Source organism: Janthinobacterium pasteuri (assembly GCF_051380775.1).
Classification (GTDB): domain Bacteria; phylum Pseudomonadota; class Gammaproteobacteria; order Burkholderiales; family Burkholderiaceae_D; genus Janthinobacterium.
Genome location: NZ_JBNYXS010000009.1, coordinates 27239 through 44210, shown reverse-complemented (window position 1 = coordinate 44210; position 16972 = coordinate 27239). Strand labels below are relative to the sequence as shown.

The window sequence follows — 16972 nt, the reverse complement described above, 5'->3', positions numbered from 1 at the left end:
CATGCATGCAAGTATTCAGGCGGCACTGTCGGCCTTCGACCTCGCCGCGCAAGAACGGCGCCTGCTGAAGATCGATTTTCCCCATGCAGATGGACCGGCCGGCGCCATCCTGCTGGTCAACTCGCTGACCGCCAGGGAAGAGGTGTCGCGCGACTTCCGTTTCGAGGCCGAATTGCTGTCCGATGACGCGCATATTGCGCTCAAGGCCATGATGGGCCGCATGGCGACCATTTCCATGCTGCGCGACGATGGCACGCTGCGCCACTTTAACGGCTATGTGGGCGAATTTTGCCTGCTGCGCGCCGATGGCGGCTTTGCCTGGTACCGCATGGTGCTGCAACCATGGCTGGCCTTCGCCCGGCTGCGCCAGGACAATGTCTCCTTTCATGGCCAAAGCGTGATGCAGCTGACCGAAACGACGTTTGCGCACTACGGGCAGCGCGACTGGAAAACCAGCATCCATGGCGACGATCCACAGATCACCTGCGCCAACCAGCACAATGAAACCGACTACAACCACCTGCACCGGCGCTGGGAGGCGCTGGGCTGGCATTACTGGTACGAGCACCGCGCCGATGGCCATACGCTTTGGCTGGCGGACAACAGCACCCTGGCGGACATGATCGCCACGGTATCCGGCGACGGCGCCATGCGTTTCCACTGCGAGTCGGGTTCCATGGAAGACGATGGCTTGCAACAGTGGCAAGCCGTGCGTCGCATCGGCTCCGGGCAGCTGACCTTGGCCAGTTTCGACTATAAAAATCCGCAGCCACGCCTCGCCAGCGGCTACTCCCTGAATCGCCAGGGTGATGTCTTTGCCCACGAACTATATGAAAACATTGGGGCCTACGGTTTTAAGAATGTCGATGCTGGGGAAGCTCTGGCACAACGCCGCATGGAGGAAAGCGACCATCTGCGCCAGTATTTCGAGGCGGGCGGCAATCATCGCGGCGCACAGCCTGGTCTTTGCTTCCGGCTCGATGGACATTTCAGCGCCGAAGAAAAACGCTACCAGCCTGGCCAGGAGCGCCCTGACAGTATCGCCGAACGCGACTACCTGATCCTGTCAGTGGAGCATAGCGCCAGCAATAATTATCAGGCTGGCCCCAGCGCACCATCCCACTATGTCAACAAGTTGCTGTGCGTGCGCCGGGATATCCGTTGGCGGCCGGGCCGTGACTACAACAGCACGCCATGCATCGTTGCCGGCGTGCAGACGGCGCTGGTCGTCGGGCCGGCCGGGGAGGAAATCCATACCGATGCCCTGGGACGCATCCGCCTGCAATTTCACTGGGACCGCCTGGGTACATTCGATGAACGCAGCTCGCCATGGATACGCGTCATGATGCCGATGGCGGGCCAGCAAATGGGGCAAATCGCCTTGCCGCGCGTGGGCCAGGAAGTCGTCGTGCAATTCCAGGACGGCAATATCGACCACCCCATCGTCATCGGCGTGGTCTATAACAGCGCCAATCCGCCGCCATGGCAATTGCCACAGCAGCGTGCCCTGTCCGGCTTGCGCAGCCGCGAACAGGGTGCCCGCAGCGCCAACCATCTCGTGCTCGACGATACCAAGGGGGCGATCCAGGCGCAGCTGCGCAGCGAGTACCAGGATAGCCGGCTGTCATTGGGCAACATCACCCGCATCGACGACAACGCAGGCCGCAAGGAAGCGCGCGGCGTGGGCTTTGAATTGGCCAGCAACGCCTGGGGTGCACTGCGCGCTGCCAAAGGCATGCTGATCACCACCGAAACATCAACAGGAACGGGATCAGTCAAACAGCTCGACGAAACACAAGCCCGCCTGGCGCAGGCACGCCAACTGCAAGAGGGACTGGGCGGCATGGCCGTCGACGCGGGTGCGCAAGACAGCGCCGCACAACAAGGTGCCGTCGCCGAGTCCATCCAACGGCAAAACGCTGCCATCAAAGGTGCCAGCGGCGATTTCCCGGAGCTGTCCGAAGCGCATCTGCTGCTGGCCAGCCCAGCCGGCATCGAACTGAGCACCGCCCAGTCCATCCACCTGGCCGCCAGCGAGCATGTGGCGCTCACCAGCAGCAAGCATATTGCACTCGCCAGCGGCGACAGCATGTTTGCCAGCATCGCCAAAAGCTTCAGCCTGTTCGTGCACAAGGCCGGCATGAAACTGATTGCGGCCAGCGGCAAGGTGTCCATCCAGGCGCACAGCGACGAGGTGGAAATCCTTGCCCGGAAAGTGCTGTCGCTGATCAGCGAAGCGGACTGGGTCAACATCAAGGGCAAAAAAGGCATCCGCCTGCACGGCGCCAACCACATGCTGGAAATCAGCGACAAGGTGCAGTTCTTCACCTCATCCCCCGTGCTCTTCAACGGCAACCTGGAAACCCTGGCGCCGAAGAGCGTGTCGCAGGAATTTAATGAGAGGCCCGTAACCCGTTTTGATCAGGCCGTCCGCTTGCTGGAAGTGGACGGAAAACCTGCACCCGATATCGCCTTTGAACTCATACGTGACGACGGCAACATTATTAGCGAAAAAAGCGGCGCTGACGGACTGACGTCATTACAAAAAGGAGATGGCATGGACAGCTATACGATACGTTACAAGGGAGAACTGCCATGAGTGATGATAACGACTTGAATGAACACGGCAATCACCAAGGTGAGTTTCGGCAGACTGTCGGTGGGTGGGCTGAATACACCGTTCATATGACGGAAATAGAAGATACGATTCGTCATGACGTCACGATTCCACCCAGAAAAATCATACCGATTATATTTTTACCCGGCGTTATGGGTAGCAATTTAAGAATGACAAAACAACGTCAAGACGATCTGAAGCGACCGGATAACAGATCATGGAGACCAGATGACATGGTCGACAAATCTGGTAATTTGGCGGTTGCAACCGGTAGTGGTTTAGGTGGTTGGTTTAGGGGAGCATCCCCCAGAGATCGACAATTGGTCTTTGATCCAAATGAAACTGAAGTTGAGTACTATCAATATTCTATTGAAAATGAGCGCTTCTTCCCTGATGGAGACGTAACCAAAGGATCTGACGCCCGTCATAACAACGTCCCTGACGATTTTCTTGGTGTTCCTCCATTGATTTCTGTTAGTCCTAAAAAAAATTCTCAGGTAGATGCAATTCAGAAACCTGGTGTAGCGGGAAAATTCATTCCCCGTGAAATACGTGAAACGCCAGCACATATTGCACGGTGGCGTGGATGGAGTGAAGTTCTTTTCGCCGGCGCGTATGGCGAAATGCTTCAAAAAACAGAATTTTTCATGAATAATATAACAAAAAAAGGGCAAGTTTTATCTCACTGGAAAATTGACCCGTCCGATCAATCCACTGGCAGATATTCATATGGCCAACAAGCCTATCCGTCTGTGGCCAAGCTTCTTATAAAAGATCCAAAAGAATTTGGTGGCTCCTCCGGAATACCAATTAACAATTCTGACATGGTCAAGATTTCCCCATGCTGGTATCCGGTCCATGCATTGGGATACAACTTTTTACAGAGCAATGCCATTAGCGCTATTATTATTGCCAAACGCATACGCGGCATAGTAATAGGCTATCAGAAATGCGGCTTCAAATGCAGTGAGGTCATTCTCGTCACACATAGCATGGGAGGTCTGCTCGCCCGAGCCTTAATGCATCCTAGATATGGAAATATGCTTAATGATAAAAGTGTAAAAATACTTGGGATATATCATAATGTGATGCCTACCCTAGGGGCTGCCAGTGCATACAAACGCATGCGTTTCGGCTTTAAGGAAAAGAGTGGCCCAATTAATACTCTCGAAGCCAAAATTTTTGGCATTGATGGTGAACACGCCACCGCAATTCTCGCAAATGCACCTGCACCATTAGAAATGTTGCCAAGCATGGCATATGGTCAAGAATGGATCAAGGTTGTTGATGCAACAGATAAATTACTTTGGAGCTGGCCACGAGGTAAGGATAGTGCGGTAGAAAGTATCTACTTACAACCTGCGAATGCTTGGTGGAGGATGATAAATCCTTCCTGGGTGAACCCTGCAAATATTCCGCCAAAAAAAGGGGGCGGCATCAACAATGTCATGCGACGATTGAAAGATGCATCAGAATTATTAAAAGAAATAGAACAAATATTTCATCCAAATACATATGCAAGCTATTGTGCCTCAAAAAAATTCTTAAGCTATGGAGAAATCACTTTCAAAGTTATCGAGGGTTTGGAAATTAAAAATTCATCCGACTCGGAAAGAATTATACCATCACCAAATAAGTGGCAGCTATTGACTGACGATGCAAAAGGCAACCTTACTGTACAAGCAGGAACACGTGTTTTGAAACTAAAATTACAACCACCAAATTCTACTGGCGATGAAACTGTCCCATCGGATCGCTCAGCAAAACACATACCTGGGGAAAAATTTTCCCATGGCGCTAAATCTGAAAATGGATATGAACATCAAAATAGCTACTCTCATCCACATGTCCTGGCATCTATGCTCTATTCAATTGTGCAAATTGCCAAAAAAGCAGAATGGAAATGAGTATGTTAAATTATAAAAAAATTCTCATTATTACGATAATTGCACTACCATCCGAAACAATGGCAAATGAAACAATGCCAAGTAAAAAACATGAGGATAATAAAATGCATACAAACACAATACAAATAAGAAGAATAGAAAATTTATTTCAAAAAACAAAAAAACTTTGCTTTGGAAGATATTTATTAAATCTACCAAACGAGGCAGAGTTAATAATCGGAAATTCTGAAGTTGAACTATTTAAAGGAGGACCTGAATCTTTAAAACACCAAGCAGAAATTGACTTAAGAAAAATACAATCTTTGAATATTTCTCCTGAAATTATTTATAATGGAAATGGACCAATAGAAAACAGTTGGCAACTTCGATATTACAATAGCAGATCAGCCAAAGAAGATAATTTCATAATTTATAGAACCTTAATCAACAAAGGGAATTTCATATTTGCCATAGGCGACGCAGTAGATAATGGCGACACCGAAAGAGCAACAGCGGAAAGACAATTCCTTCAAGCAAAAAGTCTACGTTTGCGTGCTACTGAAGAAATTCCGGTCACGCCAGGCCTTTGCGTAGAGCATGGATTCATAAGTGAAAATCAGTATAAATATCAAGAAATAGACGACGTAGGTATTTTTTTACCCAGCTTGCCAGATGTTACTTTCTCCATCAGTTCAAATAAGGATGCATACGGTGACTACCCGCCGACAGAATTTGAATCAAGGTTGCGTGGAGAATTATCACTACTCAAACGCATACAAGACGCAAAAAAAATGCAAGGCAATAACTATCCCAAGCGCACCTTGCTGCGCGAAGGCAAGCGCACTGTTCAGCACTGGAAAGGCGAAGAGTCGCTGATACGACGAACAGATGGCGTCCATGATTTTGAATGGGCACTGGTGGGCAAACCGAAAGACATCGCAAATCCATCTGTGCTGGAAGTCAAGATGTACACCAAAGTCGCCCACAACATGGTCGGCGCCGCCGAAGCCGCGTCGCTGACGGACGAAGAAGCCATCGCCTTGTGGGACAAGCTGCTGTCCGGCCTGAAATTCCGGGTGAAAGTGCCGGGTGCACCGCCGGGTTCGTACTACATCGATCCGGACAAGCCAGCGCCCTGATGACTGGGTAAACATGGAATGCAATCATGCTGGCGCGATGCAAGCCATTACGCTAGCATGAGCTTTTGCCTGGAAAGCTTCCATGCTCATCACCCTGCGCCGCGCCCTGCCCCTTGACATCGACGCCCTGTGGGCCCTGCGCACGGTGGCCGTGCGCGTCGGTTGTGCCACGCACTATGCGCCGGAACAGATCACCGTATGGACGGCTTCGCCCGTGCCGCCTGCGTATGCCACCATGCTCGCTGCGGGCGGCGGCATCGTGGCGATGCAGGGCGAGGCCCTTGCCGGCTACGCCATGCTGGATGCGGATAAACACGAAGTCGATGCCGTGTTTGTCGATCCCGCGTGCGCGGGCCTGGGCATCGGCAAGCGACTGCTGGCGGCGCTGGAGCTGTTGGCACGCGGGCGCGGCATGGCGCGCCTGCAACTGTCCGCGTCGCTCAATGCCGTGCCGTTTTACCGGGCCGCCGGTTTTGTTGCCTTGCGCGAGGAAGCGTATGCGCATCCGAGCGGCATCAGCCTGGCCAGCGTGGCGATGGAAAAGGCGCTGGCGGCCGCCTGAGCCGTCAGTCGTCTGTCGCAGCAACTTCGGACTCGGCCAGACAGTGCTGCAGTTTCGCGATCAGCGCGCGCACTTCGTCGTCGCCCAGGTCCTGCGGGTCGCCGTGCGCGCCGACGGCGATCAGGCAGATGGCCGAGCCGTCGTACCAGGCGTCCAGGCGTTCGTCCTGATTATTCATACTGCCTGGCTTCCTCTCGCAGGTCGGCAAGCAGATCGGCAGGCGCCGCGACGCTGGCGCTGCCTTGCGGCGCGGCAAACACGGAAGCCAGCTGGTCATTGCCCGCCATGCCAGGCAGCCACCTGGCCAGAAAATCGTCAAGCGCGATGGCGCGCGGCAGGAAATGCTCCCAGTCGCCGCTGGCGCACGCTTGCGCAAATGCCGCTTCCGGCCAGAACGGGACGGCGACCTTGCCGTGGGCTTGCGTCGTGGCCCAGCCTGCATGGAACAAGCCCCACACTTCTTGCGTATCGGCCACCTTGCGCACAAAATAGGCATGGCGTTCGGCCGATGGCAGCCCCGCCACCTGCTTGAACTTTTCAGGATGCACGGTTTCCCCTACCCTGTCCCATACTCGCAGCTGCGGCGTGCAACAAGCCGGTCAGCTGCGCCGCCGTCACGCCGCTGGCGTGGTAGCGCAGCAGGATGGCGCGCAGCTTCAATAAACCCGCCCTGGCGTCCAGCGCGGTCAGCAAGTCCCGGTCGATGTCGGCGATGATGGTTTGCGTGGTTTGCAGCATCTCAATCCGCCTCCCATGCGATGTTGGCCGGCCGCGCGCCGCCTGTTCTGAAAAACGCGACAAAGGCACGCTCGCAATGTTCCACGTCCACGCACCAGGCTTCGGGATACTCGTCCACCTGGCCGTTGGCCAGCAGGTAGCTGCAAACGCCGTCTGCCTCATCGTCGCCCAGTGTATGAAAACTCACGTCATCCTGCCCCGATAGATACATCAGCCAGGCATTGCCGCCATTGCGCAGCATGCACAGAGCCGGGCCCTGTTCCGCCTCCTTGGCCCTGGTCAGCCACAATTCGCATTGCGCCAGCGCACGTGCTTCCTGCAGTGCCTGTTGCAGTGCCAGCACGCTGTCAAGCACACGCGGCTCACCATGCAGATTCAATTCCATCGTCATGCCGGTTCTCCACTCTTTTTCCCGCTCAAATCGTTGGTCGCCAGCGCCGTACTCAGGTAGAGCTTGCCACTCAGGTCTTGCAGCAGGCTGCTCTGGCGCAGGCGGTCCATCACGGGACCCTTCACTTCGGCCAGGTTCAGGCTGATGCCACGCTTGATCAGCGCGCAGTTGAGCTCGATCAAGCCCAGCAAGGCCGTGCTGTCGATCTGGTTGACGGCCGACAGCACCAGCACCAGGTGGCGCGCCGTCGGGTGGCCGCGCAACTCGTCTTCCACGCGCTCCGTGACGGCTTCGACGTTGCCGAAGAACAGGCCCGCGTCGATGCGCAGCAGCAAGACGTCGGGCAAGGTTTGCGCCTCGTAGCGCTCCACATTGCGGAAGTGCTCGCTATTCGGGATACGCCCCAGCACCGCGATGTGCGGACGGCTGGCACGCCAGATCAGGGTGCCCATCGACAGCAGCACGCCGATCACCACGCCCGCCTCCACGCCCAGCACCAGCACGCCGGCAGTGGTCGCCAGCAGGGCCAGCGCATCGCTGCGGTCGTAGCGCCATGACAATTTCAAGGTATCCCAGTCAAGCAGGCTGGCCACGGCAAAGATGATGGTGGCCGCCAGCACGGGCAGCGGCAACAGGGCCAGCCAGCCCGTGGGCGCCACCAGCGCCAGCGCCAGCAAGCCCGCAGTGATGATGCTGGCCAGCGGCGTGTTGGCGCCCGCCTGGAAATTGACAGCCGAGCGCGAGATGGAACCGGTGACCGGAAAGCCGCCCGACAGTGCGCTGGCCACGTTGGCGGCACCCAGGCCCAGCAGTTCTCGGTTCGTGTGCAGTTTTTCGCCGCGCTTTTGCGCCAGCGTCTGGGCGGCGGACATGCTCATCAAAAAGATGATGAAGGCGATCAGCAGCGCCGGCGACAGCAGAGTGCGCCAATGGGCGCTGGAGGTGGCCAGGTTCAGGCCCGGCAAGCCGCTGGGCACGTGGCCCGTCGTCTGCACGCCCATCGCTTCCAGGCCGCCATAGGCGACGAGCGCGATGCCGGCCAGCACCAGCGCCATCGGCGCCAGGCGCGCGCCCACATCGGCCGCCACCTTGTTCAAGCCGCAGCGCTGCAGCAGGCGCGACGCGTAACGCCTGGCCAGCCACAGGAACAACAGGCCGGACAGCCCCAGCACGAGGCTGGGCGCATGCCAGTGGGGAATGCTGGCGCCCAGCAAGGGCGTGATTTGCCCCCAGATGATCAGGATCGCGGCGCCATTGCTGAAGCCGCTAATCACGGGGCGCGACAAAAAACTGGCCATGAAGCCCAGGCGCAGCACGCCGCACAACAGCAGGACCAGGCCGCTGATGAAGGCCAGCTGGGCGGCCAGCACGATATATAAGGAGGAACCGGGGTCGGCCAGCGGCGCCAGGGCGGCGGCCGTCATCAGCGAGACGATGGCCATGGGGCCCACCGATTGCGTCATGCTGCTGCCTAACAAGGCGTACAGCACGGGCGGCAAGATGCTGGCGTAGATGCCCACCACGGGCGGCAAGCCCGCCACCAGCGCGTAGGCCATGCCTTGCGGCACCATCATCATGGCGACAACGATACCGGCAGTGATGTCCCCGGCCAACAAAGGACGCCGGTATTGCCTGAGCCAGAGCAGCATGATGAAATCCCAAAATCTGAAAACCGAAGCCTATCATGCGACGAGGCCGGCTGACAGGGGGGGGGTACTTGGCTGCTGTGCTCAGTCTGGCAACAATTGCGCCTTCCCGGCATCGAGGATTTCCGCCGACAGGGCCTCGTCATCGACGGATCGGGCCAGCACCATGGCGCCCACCATGGCGGCAAACGTGGCAATCGCCTGCTGGCGCCGCCGCTCCTGCGTGCAACCAGGCGCGCCTTCGGGCAGCAAATCCTGCAGCAGCGCGCACTGCTGCTGCGTGGCTTGCGTAAACGCGGGACGCGCGCCAGGCGACATGCGTGCAGCATCGACACCCATGGCTGCCGGGCTGGTCGCGGTGTCTGGTGGTCAGATAGTTCTCGATAATGGCTGGCAGCGCCCGCTGCGGGTTGCTGGCGATCTTCGCCCGCCAGCCTTCCAGCGATTTGTTCAAGGCATGCTGGCACGCCTCGATCATCAAGTCTTCCTTGGACGCGAAGTGACCATAGAAGCCGCCATGCGTGAGGCCTGCGTTCTTCATCAGGTCGGCCACACCGATGCCGTCGTAGCCCTTGTCGCGGAATAATCTGGCCGCCACGTCGACGATACGCTGGCGGTTCAACGCCGCCTGTTCCCTGCTCACTCTGATGCTGGCCTCCCATTATGATGTCAATCATCATGTAACTTTACGCCTGTTTTCGCAACTCTGTTAGCAAGCGCACCGTTGGATGCTGGTGCCGCGCCGATACTGGATCTTCGTTTCCACGGAGGCCAGCATGAACGAGAACAAGGACCAGTGCGCCGGTAACTTACAGCGCAGCATCCAGCAGGAGCAGGATGCCCGCGATGCTGCCAAGCCCGCCGAGCAACAAGGCACGTCCCCCGTGCAAACGGGCAGCCGTAGCCAGCCTGCCCCTCCCCTGCCCGCCCAGCACCTGGCCAAACCCGGCATCGAAGCGCAGATGCAATTGAAACCCCGCTTCCTGGCACCCGACTACTGCGGCAGCGGCAAGCTGGCCGGCATGGTGGCCATCATCACGGGCGGCGATTCGGGCATCGGCCGCGCCGTGGCCGTGCTGTACGCGCGCGAAGGGGCTGATGTCGCCATCATTTACCTGAACGAGCACGCCGACGCCAACGAAACGCGCCGCTACGTGGAAGCGGAAGGCCAAAGCTGCCTCCTGATCCCCGGCGACGTGCGCGACCAGGGCTTTTGCCAGCAAGCCGTCAGCCAGGTGATGGACAAGTTCACGCATATCGACATACTGGTGAATAACGCCGCCTTCCAGGAGCACGCCGAATCGCTGCTCGACCTGAGCGAGGAACGCTTCGACCTCACCATGAAAACCAATGTCTACGGTTACTTTCACATGGCCAAGGCCGTGCTGCCCCACTTGCAGCGCGGTGCGTCCATCATCAACACGGGCTCCGTGACGGGCTTGCAAGGCTCGAAGCACTTGCTCGACTATTCCACCACCAAGGGCGCCATCCATGCATTCACCATGGCGCTGGCCGGCAACTTGCTCGACAAGGGCATCCGCGTCAACGCCATCGCGCCCGGTCCCGTGTGGACGCCCCTCAACCCGGCCGACAAGACGCCAGAGGAAATCGCGAAATTCGGCGCGGACACGGACATGCGCCGCCCGGCCCAGCCCGAGGAATTGTCGCCTGCCTACGTCTTTCTGGCCTCGCCCGCCTGTTCCAGCTACATCACGGGCATCATCCTGCCCGTCACCGGCAGCGTGGGGAACTAGGCCATGGCGCCGCCCGCGCCCGAGCCCGAAGAAGAGCACGGCAGCAATGTGATCGACCTGGTCGCCCTGCTGCAGCAAAGCCTGGGCAAGAAGACGCCCGCAGCACGGGCCGCCAGGGCCTCACGCGCGTCCGGCGTGGCAGCCTGTGCTTGCCATGTCCCCTGATCCCAGATGATGACCTTGCCCACGTCAAACTGTTTTTCGGGGAGCGTGCCTTCAAAACTGGCGTAGGCCAGCGGATGGTCTTCCACCTGTACGGCCATGCACTTGTCGTGCGGATCGTAGCTGGGCCCTTTCGGCACGACCCAGCTTTTCAGCGTGCCATCGCGTTCCAGGAGAAAAGCATTGTGCAAACGGCTGGCCCAGTGCTTCTGGATGACGAAGGTGCGCCCGTCGCTGGCGTCCTCGCCGCCGCCTGCAGGCTCGGGCGTGACGGTGAAATTGCGCTTGGCTTGATAGGTTTTCAGGGCGGCTTTCATGGCGGACCCATGCGGTGACGATGGCATCGAGTCCAGGCCGCCGCTTGGCGTAGCGCGGTACGCCAGCTAACAGAGTGCGTCGACGCATGCAGACCAGGCGGCAAGGCACTTACGCAGCAAGTGTAAGTATTTGTAATGGTGTGTCAACGCAATTGCCACACCGCGCGTTTTTGGCTCAGTGACAGGGGAAATGCATCTCCTGAACTACAACCCACTTCTCGAGGAACTGCACCATGAAAAAAGTAATCGCTACTCTGATCGCCGGCTTGTTCGCTACCGCAGCCTTCGCTCAAACGCCAGCCGTGCCTGCCAAGGCCGAAGCCAAGCACACCAAGGAAGTGGCTAAAGCAGAAGCGAAAGAAACCAAGGCCGTCGTGAAAGCCGATGCCAAAGAAGCCGCCGTCGCAGCCGATGCGAAAGCCGATGTCGCCAGCGCCAAGGCCGATGCCAGCGCCACCAAGGCGAAAGCCCATAAAAAAGCGAAAAAAGCCAAGGCCAAGGCTGACGAAGCCAAAACTGAAGCGACCGCAGCAGCAGCCAAGTAATCAGTTCCGCGCGTTTTTAGCGCCACATAAAAAGACAGCTTCGGCTGTCTTTTTTCTTTTTCATGGCCACATCACACAGCAACATCTTTTAAAACACCTGATTGTAAGAAAGTGTAAACAAGGTCAACGACAACCTTCCGGGGCGCGTTTTATGCTCAGTGACACGGGAATCATCCCACCACCAACAGACATACCAGACAAACCACCACTGAGGACTGCACCATGAAAAACGTAATCGCTACCCTGATCGCCGGCCTGTTCGCTACCGCTGCCTTTGCTCAAACGCCAGCGGCTCCTGCCACCCCGGCAGCCTCGGTTCCTGCCAAAGTGGAAGCGGCCCACACCAAGGCTGTCGTGAAAGCCGACGCCAAGGAAGCGCAAGCCGTTGTGAAAGCCGATGCCAAAGAAGCGAAAGCCGTCGTCGCCGCGAAAACGGAAGTGGCCAGCGCCAAAGCGGAAGCAACCGCCGCCAAGGCAAAGGCGCATCACAAGGCCAAGCACACCAAGGCCAAGGCCGACGCAAAAATGGCTTCGGCCACCGCTGAAGCAGCGCCAGCAGCAGCCAAGTAATCATCGACACACCATCGCTCACCACTCGCCAGGAAAACAAAATGAAAAAAGTTATCGCCACCCTCGTCGCCAGCCTGTTCGCTACCGCAGCCTTCGCTCAAACCCCAGCTGCCCCGGCAGCGCCTGCCAAGGCGGAAGCGGCCCACACGAAAGCCGTGGTCAAGGCCGAAGCCAAGGAGACCAAGGCTGTCGTGAAAGCCGATGCCAAGGAAGCGGTCGTCGTCGCCGATGCGAAAGCCGATGTCGCCAGCGCCAAGGCCGATGCCAAAGCCACCAAGGCCAAGGCCCATCACAAGGCAAGCAAAGCCAAAGTGAAAGCGGATGCAGCGAAAGCGGCAGAAACCGTTCCAGCAACGCCAGCACCAACGAAGTAATCGCGAACACAGCCACGGGAGCGCGTCCGCCGGGTCTGCGCTAGCGTGGCCACTTTGCCTGCAAAAGGGACAGCTTCGGCTGTCCCTTTTGCATGGTGCCGCGCCACATGGCGCCCCTTCCGCCGCGCCTTCATGCGAACTTCATCGAACAGGCCAGCTTGCGCGCGACAAAGCGCCACACATGAGCGAAACTGGCACTCCGTCCATCGCCACGAAAGCTGTCCATGCGCCGCCTGCCCCTGTCATTCCTCGCTACCCTCCTCCTGTCCTGCGCCGCCCTGGCGCAGGACAGCGCCCCCGCCACCATCGCGCAAGTCCTGCAAGCCCAGGACGGCGACAGCCATGGCGACTTGCGCGCCGTCGTCGTGCTGCGCGACGGCGCCATCGTGGCCGAACGCTATTACAACGGCGAGACGGCCGACACCCTGCACGACATCCGCTCGGCCGGCAAAAGCATCACCGCGCTGCTGGTGGGCGCGGCCGTGGAACGTGGCCAACTGGCGACAACAAAAACGGCGGGCGACTACTGGCCGGGAGTGGCAGGCAGCCCGGCAGGCAGAATCGTCCTCGACGACTTGCTCACCATGCGTTCGGGCCTGGCCGCCTTTGACGAAGACGAACACTCGCCGGGCAATGAAGACAAGCTCGATGAAGCGCCCGACCCGGACGCCTTTGTGCGCGGCGTGCCGGCCGCCGCGGCGCCGGGCAGCATCTACCGCTACAACTCGCTGGGCTCGTATATTGCCGGGCGCGTGGTGGAAAGCGCCAGCGGCGCCGACCTGGAAGACTATGCCGCCAAGGTCCTGTTCGCGCCGCTGGGCATCACCCGCTGGAACTGGGGCCGCGACGTCGCCAAGCACCCGAAAGGACAGGGCAATCTGTCGCTGCGCGCGCGCGACACGGCGAAAATCGGCCAGATGGTGCTGGACAAGGGCATGCTCGATGGCCGACCGGTCATCGACGCCGCCTGGCTGCAAGCCGCGCTGGCGCCGCGTGTAGCCATCGGCGCCGTGGACCGCTACGCCGACAGCTACGGCTATTTCTGGTACGCGAAAACGCAGGACATCGGGGGAAAAAAGATCGCCGTGCATTTCGCCTCGGGCAATGGCGGCAACAAGATCTATGTGATCCCCGCGCGCCGCATGGTGGTGAGCATCGCCTCGAGCGCGTATGGAAAGGGCTATGGGCAGCGCCGTTCGGAAGACATCCTGCAGGCCATCCTGAAGGCGGATGCAACGCAGATGTAAGCGTTTGTAATGACCGTCAACGCAAGCGTCCGGGGGCGCGTTTTATGCTCAGTGACACGGGAATGATCCCTGCACCAACAGACACACCAGACAAACCACCACTGAGGACTGCACCATGAAAAACGTAATCGCCACCCTGATCGCCGGCCTGTTCGCTACTGCTGCCTTTGCTCAAACGCCTGCAGCTCCTGCCACCCCGGCAGCGCCCGCGAAAGTGGAAGCGGCACACACCAAGGCCGTCGTGAAAGCGGACGCCAAGGAAGCGCAAGCCGTCGTGAAAGCAGATGCCAAGGAAGCCAAGGCAGTCGTCGCCGCGAAAACAGATGTGGCCAGCGCCAAAGCGGAAGCGGCCACCACGAAAGCCAAAGCGCACCACACTGCGAAAAAAACCAAAGCCAAGGCAGATGCGAAACTGGCATCGGCCACCGCCGAAGCGGCTCCGGCGAAGTAATTCCTTCTCACTGCATCACCCCGAAAAAACACCAAGGATTTCATCATGAAAAAAGTCATCGCCACCCTGATCGCCAGCCTGTTCGCCACCGCCGCTTTCGCCCAGACGCCTGCCGTCGCGCCAGTCGCTCCAGTAGCACCGATTCCTGTCGTCGCCCCTGTCGCCAAGGCCGAAGCGCCGGCAGCCGCAGTCAAGCCAGCGGCGCACAAGAAAGCCAAGCATCACAAGGCGAAAAAAGCCGCAGCGGCAGCTTCCGCACCGGCAGCAGCGCCAGCCAAGTAATCGCGGCGGCACCAAGCAAAAAGACAGGGTTTTTCCCTGTCTTTTTTTTCGTCTGCTTATTCGTCCATTTATTTCGGCATCAGCACCGTGTCGATGACATTGATCACGCCATTCGACTGGTACACATCATAAGTGCTGATGTTGGCGCTATTGCCGCCCTCATCCATCACCACGATGTTGTGCATGCCGTTCATGGCGAACATCAGCTTGCCGCCGCTGGCCGTGGGCAGGATCGCTTTGCCGTCGTGCATCTTGATTTCCTTGGCCAGCGCCTTGAAGTCATATTTGCCGGGCACCACGTGGTAGGTGAGGATTTTGGTCAGCGTCGCCTTGCTTTCCGGTTTGACCAGGGTCTCGACAGTGCCGGCTGGCAGCTTGCCGAAGGCTGCATTCGTCGGCGCGAACACGGTGAACGGGCCCTTGCCTTTTAAGGTATCGACCAGGCCTGCCGCCTTGACGGCAGCCACCAGGGTCGTGTGGTCGGCCGAATTGACGGCGTTATCGACGATGTCCTTGGACGGATACATACTCTGGCCACCCACCATGGTCGTCATGTCGGCGGCAAACGGGGCGCTGGCGGCCAGCATGGAAGTGATGAACAGTGCTGCGGGAACGAAGGTGCGCATGGTGATATCTCCTGGATGACTGCGTTTGCGTGATTGCAGGAGTATTTACGCGCCCTTTGCGCAAACGGATTCAACTGACTGAAAACAAAAAAACGGCACCGTGCAAGCGCACGACGCCGTTCCCGATATGCATCCCTTGCCGCGGGCCGGACACTCCAGCCCGCGGTGCCGGGAAACTAGTTGGCCGCCACCTGCGGCTCGACATCTCCCCAGCCGCCGCCCAGGGCGCGGATCAGCGCCACCGTGGTAACGGCGCGGTTGCCGCGCAACTGCACGGCGTTGCGCTCGATGGACGCCAGGTTGCGCTGCGCGTCGAGCAGGTCCAGGTAGCTGGAACGGCCCGCGTCGTACAGCTTTCGCGCCAGGTCGGCCGAACGGCGCGCCGAGACAACGGCTTCGTCGATCTGCTGCGTCTGGCCCGACAGGATGCGCAGGCCGGCCAGGTTGTCTTCGACCTCGGCGAAGGCCACCAGCACGCTCTGGCGATACGTCGCCACCGACTCTTCCAGCTGCGCTTCGCTACGGCTCACGGCAGCTTTATTGCGTCCGCCGTCGATGATGGGCATCGACATCAGGGCGCCCAGCAACCAGGAGCGGCTGCTCCACTTGAAGATATCCGAGAAGGTATCGGACGCGCCGCCGCCGGAGGCGTTCAGGCTCAAGGCCGGGAACATGGCCGATTTCGCCACGCCGATGCGCGCATTCGACGCTTCCATGGTGCGCTGCGCCGACGCGATGTCGGGACGGCGCTCCAGCAGGGACGATGGCATGCCGGCCGGGATCACGGGCAGGAAGCCGCTGTCCTGCAGCGGGTTGACGCCCGCCGTGAAACTGGCAGCCGGTTTACCCAGCAGGACAGCCAGCGCATGTTCGCTGGTGGCGCGCTGGCGCTGCAGGCCGATGGCTTCGGCGCGCGTCGTCGACAGCTCCGTGCGGGCACGCGACAGGTCGAATTCGCCGATGTCGCCCAGGTCATAGCGGCGCTGGTTCACATGCACGCTTTCCTCGCGCAGGCGCACCGTCTGTTCCAGGGTCGCCAGTTCGGCGTCCGTGGCGCGCAGCTGGAAGTAGGTCTGCGCCACGTCGGCCTGCAGCGACAGCAGCACCGAGCGGTAAGTCGCTTCCACGGCCAGCGCATCGCTGCGCGAGGCGCTGACGTTAGCCGCCACTCTGCCGAACAAATCGACTTCGTAGCTGGCCGTCAGGTTGGCCTGGTAGACATTCGTGGCCGCCACCGGCGCGCCGTTCGGCAAGCCGAGCGACACGGCGGAGGCGCGGTTGCGCTGGCCGCCCACGTTGACGCCCACTTGCGGGATGCGGTCCGCTTCGGCGATACCGGCAATCGCCCTCGCCTGCTTGACGCGGGCGGCGGCGACAGCCAGGTTGGCATTCGCCTGCGTGGCTTCGTTGATCAGGCTGGTCAACGCCGGATCGTTAAACGCCAGCCACCATTCGCCGCGCGCCTGGCGCTCGGCTGGCACGCCCTGCTTCCAGCGCGTGCCGTCGGCCGCCGTCTGCACGGCCGGCAAGGTCTGCGCTTCCTTGAACGCCGCCGGCGTCTCGATCTGCGGCTGCTTGAATTCCGGCGCCGCGCAGGCGGCCAGCAGCACGGCGGCTGCCATGGCGGTCAGCACGGGCTTGACGCGCCCGACGATTTCCTTGGTT

Annotated in this window: 19 protein-coding genes and 1 pseudogene; 11 read left to right on the top strand and 9 right to left on the bottom strand. The window is 59.3% G+C overall.

Annotated features, from left to right (window positions below):
* Window position 1: 1 nt before the first annotated feature.
* The 4 genes from ACQ4WN_RS11500 to ACQ4WN_RS11485 all read left to right on the top strand — a co-directional run bounded on the left by ACQ4WN_RS11500 (window position 2) and on the right by ACQ4WN_RS11485 (window position 6204).
* A complete protein-coding gene (locus tag ACQ4WN_RS11500) occupies window positions 2-2599 on the top strand; it encodes a type VI secretion system Vgr family protein (protein WP_436551659.1) in 2598 nt (865 codons plus the stop codon).
* Window positions 2596-4524, top strand: a complete 1929-nt coding sequence (locus tag ACQ4WN_RS11495; RefSeq protein WP_436551658.1) for an esterase/lipase family protein — start codon at window positions 2596-2598, stop codon at window positions 4522-4524. The genes ACQ4WN_RS11500 and ACQ4WN_RS11495 overlap by 4 nt, the downstream gene beginning before the upstream one ends.
* Before the next feature lie 2 nt (window positions 4525-4526).
* Window positions 4527-5642: a T6SS immunity protein Tli4 family protein gene (locus ACQ4WN_RS11490; RefSeq protein ID WP_436551657.1), complete on the top strand. Its 1116-nt coding sequence runs from the start codon at window positions 4527-4529 to the stop codon at window positions 5640-5642.
* Between the two features lie 82 nt (window positions 5643-5724).
* Window positions 5725-6204, top strand: a complete 480-nt coding sequence (locus tag ACQ4WN_RS11485; RefSeq protein ID WP_436551656.1) for a GNAT family N-acetyltransferase — start codon at window positions 5725-5727, stop codon at window positions 6202-6204.
* Between the two features lie 4 nt (window positions 6205-6208).
* On the opposite strand, the gene ACQ4WN_RS11480 is transcribed toward ACQ4WN_RS11485, so the two are convergent.
* The 6 genes from ACQ4WN_RS11480 to ACQ4WN_RS11455 all read right to left on the bottom strand — a co-directional run bounded on the left by ACQ4WN_RS11480 (window position 6209) and on the right by ACQ4WN_RS11455 (window position 9318).
* On the bottom strand, window positions 6209-6382 hold the full coding sequence (locus ACQ4WN_RS11480; protein ID WP_436551655.1) for a hypothetical protein: 174 nt from the start codon (window positions 6380-6382) through the stop codon (window positions 6209-6211).
* Window positions 6375-6752 carry a DUF2750 domain-containing protein gene (locus ACQ4WN_RS11475; RefSeq protein ID WP_436551654.1) on the bottom strand — a complete coding sequence of 126 codons (378 nt, stop codon included), beginning with the start codon at window positions 6750-6752 and terminating at the stop codon, window positions 6375-6377. Before ACQ4WN_RS11475 ends, ACQ4WN_RS11480 begins: the two co-directional genes overlap by 8 nt.
* Window positions 6742-6942, bottom strand: a complete 201-nt coding sequence (locus tag ACQ4WN_RS11470; RefSeq protein WP_436551653.1) for a hypothetical protein — start codon at window positions 6940-6942, stop codon at window positions 6742-6744. The genes ACQ4WN_RS11475 and ACQ4WN_RS11470 overlap by 11 nt, the downstream gene beginning before the upstream one ends.
* 1 nt (window position 6943) lies before the next feature.
* Window positions 6944-7333 carry an Imm1 family immunity protein gene (locus tag ACQ4WN_RS11465; protein WP_436551652.1) on the bottom strand — a complete coding sequence of 130 codons (390 nt, stop codon included), beginning with the start codon at window positions 7331-7333 and terminating at the stop codon, window positions 6944-6946.
* Window positions 7330-8982, bottom strand: coding sequence for a SulP family inorganic anion transporter (locus tag ACQ4WN_RS11460; protein ID WP_436551651.1), 1653 nt, complete (start codon window positions 8980-8982; stop codon window positions 7330-7332). The genes ACQ4WN_RS11465 and ACQ4WN_RS11460 overlap by 4 nt, the downstream gene beginning before the upstream one ends.
* An 81-nt stretch (window positions 8983-9063) precedes the next feature.
* Window positions 9064-9318: a hypothetical protein gene (locus tag ACQ4WN_RS11455; protein ID WP_436551765.1), complete on the bottom strand. Its 255-nt coding sequence runs from the start codon at window positions 9316-9318 to the stop codon at window positions 9064-9066.
* A 437-nt stretch (window positions 9319-9755) separates the two neighbouring features.
* On the opposite strand from ACQ4WN_RS11455, the gene ACQ4WN_RS11450 reads away from it, so the two are divergent.
* Window positions 9756-10733 (top strand): SDR family oxidoreductase, encoded by a 978-nt coding sequence (locus ACQ4WN_RS11450; protein ID WP_436551650.1) that lies wholly within the window; start codon window positions 9756-9758, stop codon window positions 10731-10733.
* Window positions 10734-10843: 110 nt separating this feature from the next.
* Here ACQ4WN_RS11450 and ACQ4WN_RS11445 read toward each other — a convergent pair.
* Window positions 10844-11212: pseudogene (locus tag ACQ4WN_RS11445) on the bottom strand (DNA polymerase ligase N-terminal domain-containing protein); the annotation flags it as partial.
* 233 nt (window positions 11213-11445) lie between these two features.
* On the opposite strand from ACQ4WN_RS11445, the gene ACQ4WN_RS11440 reads away from it, so the two are divergent.
* From ACQ4WN_RS11440 to ACQ4WN_RS11415, 6 genes are all read left to right on the top strand, one after another.
* Complete coding sequence (locus ACQ4WN_RS11440) at window positions 11446-11757, top strand: hypothetical protein (protein ID WP_101481853.1); 312 nt, start codon at window positions 11446-11448, stop codon at window positions 11755-11757.
* A 222-nt stretch (window positions 11758-11979) separates the two neighbouring features.
* Window positions 11980-12327, top strand: a complete 348-nt coding sequence (locus tag ACQ4WN_RS11435; RefSeq protein WP_436551649.1) for a hypothetical protein — start codon at window positions 11980-11982, stop codon at window positions 12325-12327.
* Window positions 12328-12368: 41 nt separating this feature from the next.
* On the top strand, window positions 12369-12701 hold the full coding sequence (locus ACQ4WN_RS11430) for a hypothetical protein (protein WP_436551648.1): 333 nt from the start codon (window positions 12369-12371) through the stop codon (window positions 12699-12701).
* A gap of 224 nt (window positions 12702-12925) precedes the next feature.
* Window positions 12926-13948, top strand: coding sequence for a serine hydrolase domain-containing protein (locus ACQ4WN_RS11425; RefSeq protein WP_436551647.1), 1023 nt, complete (start codon window positions 12926-12928; stop codon window positions 13946-13948).
* Between the two features lie 115 nt (window positions 13949-14063).
* The gene (locus tag ACQ4WN_RS11420; RefSeq protein ID WP_436551646.1) at window positions 14064-14399 is read left to right on the top strand and encodes a hypothetical protein; all 336 of its coding nucleotides are present in this window, start codon (window positions 14064-14066) and stop codon (window positions 14397-14399) included.
* Window positions 14400-14444: 45 nt separating this feature from the next.
* Entirely contained in the window at window positions 14445-14681 is a 237-nt protein-coding gene (locus ACQ4WN_RS11415; protein ID WP_436551645.1) for a hypothetical protein, read from the top strand.
* A 68-nt stretch (window positions 14682-14749) separates the two neighbouring features.
* Here ACQ4WN_RS11415 and ACQ4WN_RS11410 read toward each other — a convergent pair whose 3' ends face one another.
* Window positions 14750-15307: a fasciclin domain-containing protein gene (locus ACQ4WN_RS11410; RefSeq protein WP_436551644.1), complete on the bottom strand. Its 558-nt coding sequence runs from the start codon at window positions 15305-15307 to the stop codon at window positions 14750-14752.
* Between the two features lie 176 nt (window positions 15308-15483).
* Entirely contained in the window at window positions 15484-16929 is a 1446-nt protein-coding gene (locus tag ACQ4WN_RS11405) for an efflux transporter outer membrane subunit (protein ID WP_436551761.1), read from the bottom strand.
* Between the last annotated feature and the right edge of the window lie 43 nt (window positions 16930-16972).